13 protein-coding genes are annotated in these 14,913 nt (G+C 26.6%); 4 read left to right on the top strand and 9 right to left on the bottom strand.

Going from position 1 to position 14,913, the window contains the following annotated elements; genetic code table 11:
- Positions 1-23 precede the first annotated feature (23 nt).
- The 4 genes from ACKU3H_RS14145 to ACKU3H_RS14130 form a co-directional block, all read right to left on the bottom strand.
- Complete coding sequence (locus ACKU3H_RS14145) at positions 24-2,498, bottom strand: FtsX-like permease family protein (RefSeq protein WP_320034519.1); 2,475 nt, start codon at positions 2,496-2,498, stop codon at positions 24-26.
- On the bottom strand, positions 2,492-3,154 hold the full coding sequence (locus ACKU3H_RS14140) for an ABC transporter ATP-binding protein (protein ID WP_320034518.1): 663 nt from the start codon (positions 3,152-3,154) through the stop codon (positions 2,492-2,494). Before ACKU3H_RS14140 ends, ACKU3H_RS14145 begins: the two co-directional genes overlap by 7 nt.
- Positions 3,154-3,750 carry an arylesterase gene (locus ACKU3H_RS14135; RefSeq protein ID WP_320034517.1) on the bottom strand — a complete coding sequence of 199 codons (597 nt, stop codon included), beginning with the start codon at positions 3,748-3,750 and terminating at the stop codon, positions 3,154-3,156. Before ACKU3H_RS14135 ends, ACKU3H_RS14140 begins: the two co-directional genes overlap by 1 nt.
- Positions 3,751-3,822: 72 nt before the next feature.
- Positions 3,823-4,491: a hypothetical protein gene (locus ACKU3H_RS14130; protein WP_320034516.1), complete on the bottom strand. Its 669-nt coding sequence runs from the start codon at positions 4,489-4,491 to the stop codon at positions 3,823-3,825.
- Positions 4,492-4,586: 95 nt separating this feature from the next.
- Between ACKU3H_RS14130 and ACKU3H_RS14125 the strand changes: the two genes are divergently transcribed.
- Genes ACKU3H_RS14125 through ACKU3H_RS14115 form a run of 3 tightly spaced genes read left to right on the top strand, consistent with a single transcriptional unit; the run spans position 4,587 to position 6,235 of the window.
- Positions 4,587-4,763 carry a hypothetical protein gene (locus ACKU3H_RS14125; RefSeq protein ID WP_320034515.1) on the top strand — a complete coding sequence of 59 codons (177 nt, stop codon included), beginning with the start codon at positions 4,587-4,589 and terminating at the stop codon, positions 4,761-4,763.
- Between the two features lie 54 nt (positions 4,764-4,817).
- Complete coding sequence (locus ACKU3H_RS14120; protein WP_320034514.1) at positions 4,818-5,624, top strand: DnaJ domain-containing protein; 807 nt, start codon at positions 4,818-4,820, stop codon at positions 5,622-5,624.
- Positions 5,625-5,632: 8 nt separating this feature from the next.
- Positions 5,633-6,235: an RraA family protein gene (locus ACKU3H_RS14115; RefSeq protein WP_320034513.1), complete on the top strand. Its 603-nt coding sequence runs from the start codon at positions 5,633-5,635 to the stop codon at positions 6,233-6,235.
- A 14-nt stretch (positions 6,236-6,249) separates the two neighbouring features.
- On the opposite strand, the gene ACKU3H_RS14110 is transcribed toward ACKU3H_RS14115, so the two are convergent.
- The 5 genes from ACKU3H_RS14110 to ACKU3H_RS14090 form a co-directional block, all read right to left on the bottom strand.
- Positions 6,250-8,736 carry an ABC transporter substrate binding protein gene (locus ACKU3H_RS14110; RefSeq protein WP_320034512.1) on the bottom strand — a complete coding sequence of 829 codons (2,487 nt, stop codon included), beginning with the start codon at positions 8,734-8,736 and terminating at the stop codon, positions 6,250-6,252.
- A 106-nt stretch (positions 8,737-8,842) separates the two neighbouring features.
- Positions 8,843-9,712 (bottom strand): DMT family transporter, encoded by an 870-nt coding sequence (locus ACKU3H_RS14105; protein WP_320034511.1) that lies wholly within the window; start codon positions 9,710-9,712, stop codon positions 8,843-8,845.
- A gap of 15 nt (positions 9,713-9,727) precedes the next feature.
- A complete protein-coding gene (locus ACKU3H_RS14100) occupies positions 9,728-10,123 on the bottom strand; it encodes a rhodanese-like domain-containing protein (protein ID WP_320034510.1) in 396 nt (131 codons plus the stop codon).
- 64 nt (positions 10,124-10,187) lie between these two features.
- On the bottom strand, positions 10,188-10,517 hold the full coding sequence (locus tag ACKU3H_RS14095) for a hypothetical protein (RefSeq protein WP_320034509.1): 330 nt from the start codon (positions 10,515-10,517) through the stop codon (positions 10,188-10,190).
- A gap of 92 nt (positions 10,518-10,609) precedes the next feature.
- Positions 10,610-11,803, bottom strand: a complete 1,194-nt coding sequence (locus ACKU3H_RS14090; protein ID WP_320034508.1) for a GGDEF domain-containing protein — start codon at positions 11,801-11,803, stop codon at positions 10,610-10,612.
- A gap of 266 nt (positions 11,804-12,069) precedes the next feature.
- On the opposite strand from ACKU3H_RS14090, the gene ACKU3H_RS14085 reads away from it, so the two are divergent.
- Positions 12,070-14,901 carry a transporter substrate-binding domain-containing protein gene (locus ACKU3H_RS14085; RefSeq protein WP_320034507.1) on the top strand — a complete coding sequence of 944 codons (2,832 nt, stop codon included), beginning with the start codon at positions 12,070-12,072 and terminating at the stop codon, positions 14,899-14,901.
- Positions 14,902-14,913: the final 12 nt, after the last annotated feature.

Below are 14,913 nucleotides of genomic sequence, written 5' to 3'. Positions count from 1 at the left end.
TACAAGTAGAGTTATGTAGTTTTTTATTCGCCAAAAAGGATATTCTCTTTTTGGTGGATGATTTTAGAAGTAAAAATACTTACAACTAAAAGAGTTAATAAAGGAATCAATAAAAAGTAAAGACCTAAAACATCTGCTCTAAAATCCCAATATGACTCAAAAAGTAAATCACTTACAAAATATGAACCAACACTTCCTAATATAATCCCCAAACTACTAGCAAAAATAGAGATTAGACCAAACTCTAGTAAAAATGAGTTTTTAATTGTTTTGTTTTTTATCCCAATCATTTTTAGTCTTAGTATATTGTTTTTTTGTAAGTTCATTTGGTATTGAATAATAATAAAACTCATCAATAAACCAATAGCAATAGAGTAAAAGCTCATCTTCTCAGTTATTGAAGTTACATCTTTTACAATAGTTGCAAAGGATTCAAATAAACTTTTTACATCTATTACAGTAAGACTAGGAAATTTATCTGTTAGAGTTAAAAGCATTTTAGAAGCATCATAATCTCCTTGCGAGATTGTAGCCAAAATAGTGTTTGGAGCATCATCTATTGCACCTTTTTGAAGTATTAAAAAGAAGTTTGGTGTAAACTCTATCCATTTTACTGTTCTTATATTTACAACTTTTGCTTTTAATTCTAAGCCTAATACATCAAATATAACTGTATCTCCTAAGTTTATTCCTCTTCTTGAGGCATATCTTTGTTCAACACTTAGTTCTATTGGCTTTGAAAAATCACTTGAATCGTAATTTCCACTAAAATCTCTTCCCTCAACTAGTTGTTCACTTTCCTTTAAAGAACTTCTATATGAAAGGTTTACAGCTGAATCTCTTGAATTATTTTCTTCTAAATCCTCTTTTGGTTCTTTACCATTTATTTTAACTATTCTTGCTCTTATCATAGGAGCTATATTTTGAAGCTTTCCACCTAAATTTTCAACTTGCTTTTCTATATCTTTTAGTTGTTCCTCTTTTGCATCAATTACAAAAAATCTTGGTCTGTCATTTACACTTTGTGTTAAAGCATTTGATAGTGAGGAACCAACTTGTGGAATAAGACTAAAAAATGTAGTACAAAGTAATATTGCAGAAAAAAGAGTTAGTGAGGTTCTTTTTTGTCTTGTGATATTTTTAATAGCTAAAGATAAAGCAAGATTATCAAAGTGTCCTGAAAAATCAAATTTTTTAAGTAATAAAGAGCCAATTACAAAAAGTATTAATATCAATAAAAGTACCACTAAAGCAAAGAAAAACCCAATATATTTAGGAGGAGTTACAAAGTGTGATAACACAAGTAAAAATCCAACAAAAGGAATAAAACTAATAATAGTTTTTGAAAATTTTCTTTTTTCCCTTTGAACTAAAGGTAGTATTAAAGGTAAACCAATACTAAGACTAAGAGCAAAAAGTATTATTGCTGATTTTAAGAAAAACATATAATCAAGGGAAAAGTCAAAACTAAAATCTATATATTTTTGTATTAGTGGAGCTATAAATTGAGAACTTAAAGCTATAAATGAAAACACAATTACACTTGAGATTGATATTAAAACAAATAGGTGAAGAAGATAAGTATAAATTAGATTTTTCTTACTAACTCCAATATCACTTAAGATAGTAATATCATTCTGATGTTTTCTTAAAAAGCCTGAATATAGATATATAAGCCCAACTAAACCTAAAAAGAAAGAGATTAAAGAAACAAGTGATAAAAAGTTTGTTAAGAAGTTTAATACTCTAAGAAGTCTATCTCTTCCATCATTTGGGGATAAAACCCTAAGTGTTCTATCAAACTTAGTTTCTAAATTCTCTTCAAGAAGTTCAAGTTCATCATTTGTAAAGTTTTTTTCAAATAAAAAATTTAGTTTATATCTAGCAGTTGAGCCAAATTTTAAAAGTTCACTTCTTTTTAAAGCTTCACTACTTAAATAAACTTTTGGCATAAACCCACTAAAACTAATTGTTTTTAAAGAGTCTTCAATAATCACTTTTTTTATAGTGTAGTTTTGACTTCCTATTTTTAAGCTATCACCTTTTTTTAATCCAAGTAAATCAAGAACCTCTTGATAAACCCAAACTTCATTCTCTTTTGGAAGTGCTTCTTTTTGTGGATAGCTTGAGTTATCTTTAAAGCCAAAACCTCCATAAAAAGGAAAATTCTCATTTATTTGAACCACTTCCATAAGTCTTGCTCTATTTTTAGAAGCAACCATACTAACAGTTGAGATTCCTTCATCATAGGCTTTTATATTTGGAAGTTTGTTTTTTATATCTTCTTTTTGTTCATCTGTTATTGGAAATCTTGAAGAGATTACAATATCTGCCCCAAGTAAGGTTTTTGCTTTTGCATCAAGGGAGCTATCAATACTTCCTTTAAAAAACTGTAAATAAGATAATGATGCAATAGCCAAACAAAAGTTTAAAATAAATATCAAACTAAAAGATTTTGAACGTGCTAAGGCTTTTAAAACTAGTTCTACAATTAACATTTTGTCAAGTTTCCTGCTACTAGCTTATATGTCTCTTCACATCTTGCAGCCACATCTTTTGAGTGGGTTACCAATATCAAGGTTGTGTTATTTTCTTTGATAAGTTCAAAAAGTTTATCCATAACAGCTATTCCTGTTTCTTCATCCAAGTTTCCACTTGGCTCATCTGCTAAGATGACCTTTGGATTATGAATAAGTGCTCTAGCTATGGCAACTCTTTGTCTTTCACCACCACTTAGTTGTGAGGGTAAGTGATCAATTCTATGCTCTAGTCCTACACTTTTTAAAAGTTCAATAGCTTTTTCTTTTGGATTATCTATTCCACAAACTTTTCCTGGAAGCATCACATTTTCTAAAGCGTTTAGGTATGATACTAAATGGAAGTTTTGAAATACAAAGCCAATATTTGTTGCCCTAAAATCATTTATTTGGCTCTCATTCATATCTTTATATGAGATATTATCAAGAAGTATATCTCCTGAGTTTGGTTTTATAATTCCAGAAATTAAAGAGAGTAGGGTTGATTTCCCACTTCCTGATTTTCCCATTATTGCAACTCTTTTGGCCTCTTTTACCTCAAAATCTAAATTCTCAAAAATATCAACAGTATGTGAACCTTGAATATATGATTTTTTTAGTTCTTTGATTTTTAACATTATAATTCGTCCTTCAAGAATTCAAATACTTCATTTGCAATTATTTTATAACCTTCGCTTGTTGGATGGATTCCATCTGCTTGGTTTAACTCTTGTACTCCAGCTACATCTTTTAGTAAAAATGGCATAAACTTTAGTTTGTATTTATCTTTTAGTTTTATAAACATATTTTTAAAATCTTCACTATATTCTTTGCCATAGTTTGGTGGTAGTAACATTCCAGCTAATAATACTTTTGCACCAGATTTTAAAGCTTCATCAATTATTTTTTCAAGATTTCTTTGGCTTTCTTGCAGGTTTAAACCCCTTAAGCCATCATTTGCTCCAAGGGCAACAAAAACTATATCAGGCTTTGTTCTTAAATACCATTTTAGTCTTGATAAACCATCACTTATAGTAGAACCACTTACTCCACCATTTATTGCATCTATATTTTTGTTTAATCTTTTTTTTACTAATTCTTCCACTAAATGTGGGTAGGCTTCAGTTTTAGATACTCCTAGTCCTTCTGTTAGAGAATCGCCTAAAAATAGTATTGATTTTGCATATATAAATTGAGTAGTAAGTATACATAGGATAAAAATTATCTTTTTCATATTTTTATCTTATCCAAAGAAAAATTCGATGTCAATTTGATTTTGCTTATTTATTATGATTGATAATTAATTTTAGTATTGTTTAATTATATTTTTTTCATAATTCTTTAAATCCTCGTATTTGTAAAGAAGTTCTTGGTACTTTAGAAAGTTATCATTGTACAAAAATGAGTATTTGTCATCTTTATCTTTATATCTTCCATATTGATCTTTTGAACTATGAGATAAAGAAGATAAAAAGTTTACAGAATTTATTTGAAGTAGAATCTCATCTAAATACTCTTGAGGGATTTTTTCACCTGCTTTTGTTGTCTCAGAATTTGCTTTATATGAAATATATTTGTGTAAAATATCACTTATTGAGTTGTTACTATTTAAAGAAGTGAGATATGAGTGTTTATCACTATATGTGTCATATAGAAAACTATAGCCTAATTCAAAAGGTTTTCCTAATACTGTATTAAATAAAGCTAGTCCTAGATATTTATCTTCTGTAAACATTGTAGCAAGTTTTAGATTTTTTGCTTTTTGTTTATCCTCTTCATTTGAGTATAAACTTTCTATCTCTTCTAGGCTTAAATTTTTTATATTTTCATATGTAAAATCAGTACTTTTTTGTGAATTTTCTTCTTGTTTTGAAAAGATTAATGAATCAATAAAAGAGCTACTACTTGTGTTAGTTTCCTCTTTTGTATTATATTTACTTTTTAATAATATCTCATTTATATTAGATGTAATCATATTAAAACCTTTTGGCTTTTGTCTTTTTTATTTTAGCACAATTTACGAGATATGAAAAATTTGATAAAAAGAACAAATCTTGCATATATATTTTTATGGGTATAGAATCTTTATATTGTGAAAACTGTAAAAAAAATTATAATGTTCGTAAAGATGACTTGGAACTGATGAAAAATCATAATAAAAAGTTTGATGGGAAAAAGTATCTTGATGGTTGTTTCTTTAAAGACTTAATCAAACTGAAAAAAGCAAAATCTCAACTATCAAATTAGTAATATAAGTTTAAGAAGATATAATTTTCCATATTAATAATATATGGACAAAAAATGAAACTAAAAAAATGGATATTTATAGCAATCTTATTGGTGGTATTTTATTATGTATTTATAGTAAATATCTTCTTAACAATTTCAATAATATTTGGTCTTATAGTAGCATACAAACTATATAAGTTTTATGCAAAAATGAAATTAAATAAATTAGTAGATTCAAAAGAAAAATTTAGAGAAAGTGAATTAGGTCACTTCATAGCTCTTGTTGCAAAAGTTGCAAAAGCTGATGGTAGAGTTCATGAACTGGAAGCTCAACTTATAGGTATGATGTTTGATGATATCTCAAAGGTTTTTAATGAAAAAGTAAAAGCAAGAGATATTATGAAGGCAATTTTCAATGAAGAGAAACAAACTATTGAGGATACAAAAGAGATAGCAAAATCTTTAAATGAACTACTTGGAAAAAGTATAATAAAAAGAAGACAATATGTTAGTTTTTTGATTCAATTAGCATATATTGATAGTGGAATAAGTAGTGATGAAGAGAAGCTATTAAGGCAGATTGTACAAGAGTTAAATATTCCAGCAGATGTTTATGACACTATTGTAAATAGTTTTGAGAACAAAATGAAAAATAGAACTCAAACTATGAGTGAAACTGAAGCTTATAAAATCTTAGGTGTAAAAGAGACTGATGATATGAATACTATCAAAAAAGCCTATAGAAAGTTAATCCGTCAATATCACCCTGATATTATAAGTTCACAAGAAAAAGATGAATCTTATATGGAAGAAGCAACAGCAAAAACCCAAGAGATAAATCAGGCTTATCAAGTTATTAAAGATATAAAAAAGGTATAGGAGAATAGATGGATTATAAAAAGTTTGCAGAGCTTAGCCCATGTGATTATGCAGGACCATTAAAAAGAGAAAGTTTTATGGATGCAGGTATAAAAGAGTTATGGAGTGAGATACCAAGAATAGCTGGACCAGCTTTTACAGTAGAGATGGTTGCAGGTGATAACTTAGCATTACATAGAGCTATTTATGAAGCTCCAAAAGGCTCAATTATTGTGGCTCAAACAAACTCTATGGATTATGCTGTTTCAGGTGGAAATGTATGTGCCATAGCACAAAATCTAGGAATAGCAGGTTTTATCATTGATGGTGTTGTAAGAGATATAGGTGAAGTTAAACAAATAAAATTTCCTATTTTTGGTAGGGGAGTTATTCCTATGCCAGGGATTAAAAAAGCAGTTCTTCCTTTAAACACTCCAATAGTTGCAGGTGGTATAGATGTAAATCCTGGAGATATAATTATTGCAGATGAAGAGGGAGTAGCTGTAATACCTAAAGATAAAGCTGAAGAGATATATAAAGATGCAAAACAAAGAGTTGAAGAGGAAGCTGCTATGGGCTTAGAAAAATGGGCAGAAAACCATCGTAAAAAAATAGCTTCTTTTTATGAATAAAAGGAAACTTCCTTTTATTCATCTTTAAACTTTTCTCTAATTTCTAAAAACTCATCTAAATGTTCAAAAAATATATCTATTAGTTTTGGATCAAAATGTTTACCTTTTTCCTCTTTAAATAGTTTGAATATTTTTTCATCTTCCCAAGCTTTCTTATAACATCTATCACTACCTAAAGCATCAAATACATCAGCTAAAGCAGAGATTCTTCCATATATATGAATATTTTCCCCTTTTAAACCTCTTGGATAGCCACTTCCATCATATTTTTCTTGATGTTCAAAAGCTACAATTGCAGCTGTTTTTAATATAGGTCTAGTAGAAGTTCTTAACATCTCATAACCAATTGTTGTATGAGTTTTCATAATCTCAAACTCTTCTTCTGTTAGTTTTCCTGGTTTTTTTAGAATATTATCAGGAATTGCAACTTTTCCTATATCATGCATAGGGCTTGCTTGTTTTAGTATTTCTGCTTCTTCTTCCTCAAGTCCATAATGAAGTGCTAAAAGTTTTGAGTATTCTGCTACTCTTTTTACATGTTGACCTGTTTCTTTCGACCTAGCTTCAGCAATGGCACCCATTCTAAATACAACTTCTTTTTGTGTATCTTTTATCTCAATATTTAATTTTTCTATCTCATTTTTTGCTTGTTCTATTTGTTTTTTAGCTGTAATATCTTGACTAATTGCTGTGTAGTTTACAAATTCTCCATTTTTGTCGTATTCAGGGGTTATAATAGTATATAAAGTAAATAATTTCCCATTTTTACTTTTATTTATAAGTTCTCCACTCCAAATTTGTTTATTTGAAATAGTTTGTACTAGATCTTCAAGGGTTTTATTTGGTATTAAACCAGTTGTTAAAACAGTGTGTGTTTTACCAATAAGCTCATTTTCTTTGTAACCTGAAATTTCACAAAATGCTTTACTAACATAGATGATTTTACCATGCTGGTCTGTTTTAGAGATAATTACATTTTTATCAACCGTAACTAGTGTTCGATTAAGTTCATAAGTTAAAGCTTTTGATTCTGTTATATCAAATATTACACCAACTATTCCCCCAACTTCTCCATCATGGTAAAATAAGTTTTTGTAAAAAACTAAATCTTTTATACCTTGCCCATCAATATTTAAACTTGATTCATACTCTTGAACTTTTTTTGTATGTAATAACATATCATCTTGCTCGTGCAAGTATTTAGCAGTTTCTAAATTAGTTAAATCATAGGCTGTTTTATTTATGATATTTTCTTTTGGTATATTAATTAGTTTTTCAAAAGCTTTATTACATCCTATAAACTCTTTTTTTAAATTTTTATAGTAAATAGGTGTATTAACATTATCTATTAAGTCTTGTTGGAATCTTAATTGTTTTCTTATAAATATTTCAGCTTTTTTTCTTTTATTTATATTTATTAATAGGGTAATAATATAAAGAATTAGCAATATAAAAACTATTATTGTAATTAGAATTTCTTCAAAATATAAATCTAAAGGGGAAAGTTCTTTATTAATAATAGTACTGTTAGTTGGTAATAGATCTTCTTTTATATTAAATTTTTTTATTTGATTATAATCAAAAAAATATATATTTGGACTATCATATACAATAGGAATATTTTTTATTTTGATACCATTTAATATTTTTTCAGCCATTTTCGCAGCTGTTTTCCCTTGTTCATAACCACTTACAATATATCCACCTATAACACTTACTCCTACGATTTGGTCTGCAGACGTATATGTTGGAACACTAACATATTGATTTAGTAAATCTTGTAAATCAGAATATTCTAAATAGTATTCATCTTTTGTTTTAAAATATGCACTATGTAAAAGAACACTATCTTTAGGAAAAGATTTAAATTTTTTAATTAATTCAGACATAGTCATGTCTCCAATTATTTCAAATTTAACATCTTTATAGTTTGATTTGTTTATAGTGTTAATAATTAGTTTTTTAACAGAATCACCTGTTATTGTAGTGTCTACTAGATTGTATATAGTTTTTGTATTGGGATGAAGTTTTAATATTAGTTGATAATTTTTTATTATATCATTCTCTTCTGTAATCCCCGTAAAATTTTTATAATCATTTAATGAACCTTTTTTAAGATTATTTACACCACAAAAAACAACGGGTGCATTTTTAAATATTTTATTATTATATTTTTTTAAAAAATTAAGTGCATTATCATCAGAAGAAACAATAACATCAAATTTAATATTTTTATATTTTTCCTCATATATATTTTTAAGATTATCAAAATGTTTAATACTACGGTGTCTTTTAGTATCCATATATTCAATGTAAATATTATATTTGCTTGTGTTGTTAAAAACTGTTCCCATTCCGTCATTAACTTTTGTTGTCCAAACTGAAGAAGGGTGGTAGGAGTGTAGTAATAATACATTTGGTTTAGCTTCTAAATAGGAGCTTATAAGAGAGATAAAAATTAAATTTAGGACTAATATCTTTATTGATGTAAAAACTCTCATGATATATCCTTTATAAGAATTTTTAATAGTATAGCATTAATTTTACTGAATTCATTTTATATGGAAAAATTAATATTTTCTTATTAAGAGTATTTTTACTTTTAGCTTATTTTTTTTTGATTTTGATTATATTTGGCAATGCATTTATAAATATAGCACAAACAACTAAAGCTCCACCAATTATAGTCATTTTAGGTGGAATATCATTTAAAAAAATCCATAACCAAATAGGAGCCATGGTAGTTTCTATTGTGGTAAAAAGACTTACTTCTGCTGAACTTATATATTTTGTTGAGATAAAAATAAAATACATTGCAAAAGGTATTTGAACAAATCCCATAATACTAAGCCAAAAAAGAGTTTCTAAAGAGATGTTAAATATTTTATCATTGAAAGCAAACATAACAATTGCCACAAGAAATCCACTAAGTGAAATTATAAGCATAGTAGGAAAGTGGGCATATTTCCTAAGCATTGTTAATTCTAAACCCATAGTAATAGCTAAGGCTACTCCAAACATATCTCCTAAGATATTTCCTGTAATTGTAAAAGAGTTTCCAAAGACTATAAAAACTCCTATAAAAGATATGACAATAGCAAAAAGAGTTGATTTTTGGATTTTCTCTTTTAGTAAGAAATAGCTAAAAATAGCTGCAAAAAAAGATGAGGTTGCTAAAAGGACTACAGTATTAGCAGCAGCTGTATATTTTACAGAAAATACAAATAAACAAGTACCTAAAGCTGAGAGTTGAATAACAAAAGCAAAATTCATAAACTCTCTTTTATTTACAGGAAGCCATGATTTATTTTTACTTCTTTTAAAAAGAATTAGCATACTTATTCCCATAAAAAGGCCTCTATAAAAAGAGATAACAGAGGCATCAACATTAGCAAGTCTTACAAGTAGTGCATCAAAGCTTATTATGAAAACTCCCAATGCAGCTAGGAGCATTCCTTGAATTCTAATATCTTTCAAAGTAGTCTTTCTAAACTATTTTATAGTATTTCTATTTTCTTTTATCCATGATTTAATACCATGTTCTAAATGAAAAACTTTTTTATAGCCTAATTTATTTGATAAAAAGTTACCAACTACACCAGTTCTATTTCCAGATCTACAAACCAATACAAAAGCTTGATTTTTATCTTTTACATATTTTGAAAACTCATTAAGCCAATTTTCTACGTCATATTTTCCAGCTTGGTTAAAAAACATGATTTTTTTACTTGTTGGAACTACCCCTAACTCTTTCCATTCTGGTGGAGTTCTTATATCAATAACAACTACATTTTCATCTATTTTTTCTTGAAGGATTTTAGGTGTGATCCCTATAAAATCTGCAAAAGTTAAATTAAGTAATAGTATCAATAATAAAAATATTTTCATATTATAATCCTAAAGAATAATTATTTTTGAAATAATATCTTTATATAGTTTAAAAGCTTTAGAATTAATCTATTGTTTCAATATTTACAAGCTCTATTTCAACACAATCTTTTTTTGTAAGTTTTCTTGTTTTTGCATCCTCTTCAGCAAGGGTGATTAAATCCGCAAAATCATTTTTATCTACTTCTAGTTGATATAATTCTTTTTGTGTTTCTATTTTTATTTTTGAATCAAGCTCTTTTGAAAAAATATCAATATTTCTAATACCTTTTGCAAATTCACTTTTTATAACTTTTGATACTTTTTCATTTTCAAGAAGTTTTTGAAGAGTTAATTCTAGATTAAAATCATTTTTGCATAATATCTTATAAGTTACAATCATTTTGCCATCCATTTGTTTTCCTTTTTTATGATTAATTAATAGATTGTAGCAGTTAAAAAAGATTAGTCTTTAAAATATTACAACTTGTAATATTTAAAATTGTATTAGTCAACTTTTACTGTTTGATCTCTTCCTAAATCTTTTGCTTTATAGAGTGCATCATCAACATTTTTTATGAACTCTTTTAAAGAGATATCTTTTTTAGGAACACCTAATCCTATACTAACAGTAAGATCATATTTTTGCATCTCTTTAGATTTTTTTAGATTTGTATGAAGTTTTTTTGCAAGTTTAGTTGCACTGTTTAAATCACTATTTGGGTAGATTACTATAAACTCTTCTCCTCCCCATCTTCCAACTATATCAGTTAAACGTGTAGAGTTTTTTAATATTTTTGAAAATAGTTTTAATACTTCATCCCCTTCTTGGTGCCCATACTTGTCATTTATCTTTTTAAAGTGGTCTAAATCTAACATTAGTAAAGCAAAAGGAATATTATTGTTTTGAAAGCTAGCATAATGTATCTCTAGCTCTTTATCAATTTTATGTCTATTATAAAGTTTTGTAAGGGAATCTGTAATTGATTTTTTTGAAACCTCTTGATATTCAGTATGTTTGTCTTTTAATATTTTTTTATAAGCAATAAGTATAGGAACAATTGCTATTAAAAATAGTAAAAATGATAATAATGTTTGAATTGTATTTTGTTTGAGCAATTTGTTTACATAAGAGATATCCATATCAACACCAACTACATAAAGATTTCCTTTTGTTGTTTGTATGGGAAGTACAATGGAACGATAAGTTCCCCATCTATCACTAAATACTGGGACATAAAAGGGTTTGTATATTTTATTTGGTGCAGTGTAATCTGTACTTAAGTGCTCAAAACTGTTTTTTAAAGTTTCACTGGCATCAGGGTAGGGTGTATAATACCTAACTTCTGTATTTGTTTTTAGTTCTTTATTTAAAGCACTTGAACTTGTAAGATAATGAACACCATTTTTTGCTCGTATTACAGTATAAAGAAATTTTGTTCCTAATTGATTATTCAGTTTACTTAGATTTTTTATATTTTGATTATCTTCATTTATACTAATTGATGTGTTATCTATTGCTCTATCATGAAAATCATCTTCTAAAACAAAAGGTACTGCTACAGCTGCAGAATAAAGTTGTTTATCTATTTGGGCAATTAGTCGCTCTTTTTCATAAGAGTAGTTCCAAATGGAATATAATATTAATATTGTAACTGTAAAACTTACAGCCGCTGCCATTTTTATAGTTTCATGTTTCATTTTGATAAAAATATTAACCTTTAAAATATCTATTATATATAATAGTTCATATAAACTAATAATTATATGATATATTAATAATGTTGAATATTCTATTATTAATTTATAAATTAAACCTTTAGAATAAATAATAATCCCAAAAAAAAATAAAAAGTATTAAAAGTTATTTTTATATTTAGTTTTTACTTTTAATATTTGTTTTTATTAAAATTAAGTAAGATTAAAGTAATTCATTAAAAAGGTATCCTTTGTTGAAGTATATTTTTATGTTTTTTATAACTATACATTCCCTTTTTGCTGTTAGTTATTTAACAAATGAAGAAAAAGATTTTTTTAAAAATCATCCTATTATAAAAGTACATAATGAACAAAACTGGAAACCTTATAATTTCAATGAAAATGGTATTCCTAGTGGATATACTGTAGATGTTCTTAATATGCTTGTTAAAAAACTAGGAATAGAGATACAGTATGTTTCTGGTGATAGTTGGTTTAATTATTTATCAATGTTAAAGAATAAAGAGATTGATTTAATTGGAAATATAACTAAAACAACAAATAGAGAAAAATATCTATCTTTTACAAAAAATACTATTATAAATGAAAAACCAATAATTTTTGCCAAAAAAGATAAAAGTTTATTTTTTGATTTATCAAGTTTAAATGGTCACACTGTAGCTGTAGTAAAAGGTTTTTGGTATGAAGAACTTTTAAAAAGGGAATATCCTCAAATAAAAGTATTATTAGTAGATGAACCACACCAAACTATAAATGCTTTGATTAACAATGAAGCTGATGCCATAATAGATATAAAACCTGTAGTTGATAGTTTAATCTCTTCAAAAAATATTGATGAGATAATTGCAGTTGGTGAAGCAAAATTTAAACAACAAGAAGACATAAGTATTAAAATTGGTGTGCGAAATGATTATGCTTTATTAGTTTCTGCTTTGGACAAAGCATATGATAGATCATATGTTGAGATACAAAAGATAAAATCAAAATGGTTTAACTCTGAAGTAAATATACAAAAAGATACTAGGTTTGAGTTAAATGAAGAGGAAAAAACATGGATAGAAAACAATACTATTAATGTTGGTGTTGAGAGTTGGAGTCCAGTTGTTTTTTATAATAAAGAAACTAACTTAATAGATGGTTTTAGTGGGGAAATATTTAAAGAGATTGTTAAAAAATTTGATTTAAAAGTTAAATATCATGATAAGCTTTTTCATGAATTATTGTCTGATTTTAAAGATAAAAAAATAGATTTATTGCCTGATACTTATTTTACTAAAGAGAGGGATAGTTTTGGATTTTTTACAAAACCATATTTTAGTATAAAAGAGTTTTTATATGTTAATACCCAAAACAATAGTATAAAAACATTTGAAGATTTAAAAAACAAAAAATTAGCAATCATAAAAGATTATGGCACAATCACAAAAGTAAAAGAGAAATATCCCCAAATTCAAATAATTGAGACAAAAGATATTGAAAGTTCAATAAATAAACTTCTTACAAATGAAGTTGATGCTTTTTTAGATACACAAATTGTTGTAGAAAATTATTTGGCTAATAATTTTATTGTGGGAGTAAAAGGGATACCTCAAAATGGTTTTCCTCCCTCAAATCTGCATTTTTATATAAATAAAGATAAAGCAATTTTATTTTCTATTATAAAAAAAGGTCTTGAAACAATTGATACTTTTGAAAAAAATAAAATAATTGCAAAATGGGTAACTGAAGTAAATGAAAAAAAGAGTTTAGAAACTGTAATTGATTCTAATGATATATCTTATTTAAAAAAATATAATACTTTAAAAATGTGTGTTGCTCCAAATTGGATGCCTTTTGAAGCTATAAATTCAAAAGGTATGCATGATGGAATGGGTTCTGATTTTAAAGCAATGCTTGAAAAAAAATTGAATAAATCGATTAAAGTGGTTAAAACTAAAAACTGGACAGAATCACTAGAAAAAGCCAAATCAAAAGAGTGTGATATTTTATCTTTTGCTAAAAAAACACCAACAAGAAGTAAATATTTACTTTTTACAAAACCTGTTGTGTCTTTGCAGTATGTAATTGCAACAAAAAACAATCAGTTTTTTATTGATGATATTAACAATTATCAAGATAAAAAATTTGCAGTTGTTAAAAGTTATGCAGTAGAAGAAGACTTACGAATCAAATATCCTAAAATAAAACTTGAATTGGTTTCAAGTGTAAAAGAGGGACTAGAAAAAGTAAATGAGGGGAAAGCCTTTGCTTATATTGATTCAGCTTCTACAATAGGTCATACAATGGAAGAAAATGGCTTTGTTGATATAAAAATTGCAGGACAACTTCCTTTAAGTTATGATTTATCATATGGAATAAGAGATGATGATATAAAACTATATAAAATATTTGAGAAAGTTATAGAAAGTATAAGTGAAAAAGATATCAATAGAATATATAAAAAATGGGTTACTTTGAAATATCAACATGTAGTAGACTATTTTTTAATTTGGCAGATAGTTGTTGGGGCTGCATTTATATTATCTTTATTGTATTATTGGAATAGAAAAATTGTTTTAGCTAAAGAGATTATCGAAAAACAAAATAAAGAGTTAGAGATTTTAGCAACAACTGATAAGTTAACAAATATATACAATAGAACAAAACTAGATGAAATATTGTTAAAAGAACTTGATAGAAGTTTAAGATATAGTAACGATTTTGCCTGTGCTATTATAGATATTGATAACTTTAAACATACAAATGATACTTTTGGACATCTCATTGGAGATAAAGTCTTAATAGATATTACAAAAGTAGTAAGTAAAAATATTAGAAATACAGATTATTTTGGAAGATGGGGTGGAGAAGAATTTTTACTTATCATTCCTGAAATAGATAAAAATGGATTAGAACAATTAATTGAAAAAATTAGAATTTCAATTAGCAAACATAAGATTGAAAAAGTAGGAACTAAAACTGTTAGTATTGGCGCTACTATATATCAAAAAGATGATACAGCTGATAGTATAATAAAAAGAGCTGATGATGCTTTATATAAAGCAAAAGAAACAGGTAGAAATAGAACAATTATATATTAGATATTATGGAGA

Origin of the sequence: Halarcobacter sp., from assembly GCF_963675975.1 — a bacterium.
Classification (GTDB): Bacteria; Campylobacterota; Campylobacteria; order Campylobacterales; family Arcobacteraceae; genus Halarcobacter.
The sequence above is the reverse complement of the archived record's forward strand: the minus strand, read 5'-3'. Positions and strand labels throughout refer to the sequence as shown.

Excerpts from the sequence above, each read along its gene's own strand:
- ACKU3H_RS14145 (WP_320034519.1), bottom strand. The coding sequence starts at position 2,498 with ATGTTAATTGTAGAACTAGTTTTAAAAGCCTTAGCACGTTCAAAATCT.
- ACKU3H_RS14140 (WP_320034518.1), bottom strand. The coding sequence starts at position 3,154 with ATGTTAAAAATCAAAGAACTAAAAAAATCATATATTCAAGGTTCACAT.
- ACKU3H_RS14135 (WP_320034517.1), bottom strand. The coding sequence starts at position 3,750 with ATGAAAAAGATAATTTTTATCCTATGTATACTTACTACTCAATTTATA.
- ACKU3H_RS14130 (WP_320034516.1), bottom strand. The coding sequence starts at position 4,491 with ATGATTACATCTAATATAAATGAGATATTATTAAAAAGTAAATATAAT.
- ACKU3H_RS14125 (WP_320034515.1), top strand. The coding sequence starts at position 4,587 with ATGGGTATAGAATCTTTATATTGTGAAAACTGTAAAAAAAATTATAAT.
- ACKU3H_RS14120 (WP_320034514.1), top strand. The coding sequence starts at position 4,818 with ATGAAACTAAAAAAATGGATATTTATAGCAATCTTATTGGTGGTATTT.
- ACKU3H_RS14115 (WP_320034513.1), top strand. The coding sequence starts at position 5,633 with ATGGATTATAAAAAGTTTGCAGAGCTTAGCCCATGTGATTATGCAGGA.
- ACKU3H_RS14110 (WP_320034512.1), bottom strand. The coding sequence starts at position 8,736 with ATGAGAGTTTTTACATCAATAAAGATATTAGTCCTAAATTTAATTTTT.
- ACKU3H_RS14100 (WP_320034510.1), bottom strand. The coding sequence starts at position 10,123 with ATGAAAATATTTTTATTATTGATACTATTACTTAATTTAACTTTTGCA.
- ACKU3H_RS14095 (WP_320034509.1), bottom strand. The coding sequence starts at position 10,517 with ATGGATGGCAAAATGATTGTAACTTATAAGATATTATGCAAAAATGAT.
- ACKU3H_RS14090 (WP_320034508.1), bottom strand. The coding sequence starts at position 11,803 with ATGAAACATGAAACTATAAAAATGGCAGCGGCTGTAAGTTTTACAGTT.
- ACKU3H_RS14085 (WP_320034507.1), top strand. The coding sequence starts at position 12,070 with ATGTTTTTTATAACTATACATTCCCTTTTTGCTGTTAGTTATTTAACA.